At 59.1% G+C, this 362-nt stretch carries 1 protein-coding gene; it reads right to left on the bottom strand.

Annotated elements, in window-relative coordinates; all coding sequences use genetic code 11:
* Window positions 1-305 (bottom strand): hypothetical protein (locus BP858_RS12405; RefSeq protein ID WP_286879502.1); only part of this gene is annotated, 305 nt, incomplete at its 3' end.
* Between the last annotated feature and the right edge of the window lie 57 nt (window positions 306-362).

Genomic DNA, 362 nt, shown 5'->3' with positions numbered 1-362 from the left:
TGGTCCCGGTAGCCCCACTCCCATGCCGACGGATTCCGTTCCTCGCCCCGGATGACTGCGTCGAGTGCGGGATGCCGTTCGAAGTCCTGCCCGGTCAGGGGAACGATCATGCTCTCTCCCGGCTCCGCTCTCTCCATGACGTAGAGCATCGGCTGCCCGCCTGAACTCTCGTAAGCATAGACGATGAGGGCGTCGGCGAGCATGAAGCCGAGGACGACGGCAACGACACCGACGAGGCCGCAGGCGAGAACGATTCCTGCCGTTTTGAGCGGGTTTCTGGATTTCGGACTCTTATCTTTTTCCATTCCGATAGCCACCTTTTTGACCCGATCCTAGGGGATCAGGGTGAGAAAGTAGTAATA

Source organism: Methanoculleus sp. UBA413, from assembly GCF_002502935.1.
GTDB classification, from domain to species: Archaea; Halobacteriota; Methanomicrobia; order Methanomicrobiales; family Methanoculleaceae; genus Methanoculleus; species Methanoculleus bourgensis.
Note: the sequence above shows the minus strand (reverse complement) of the source record. Positions and strands in the feature narration are given on the sequence as shown.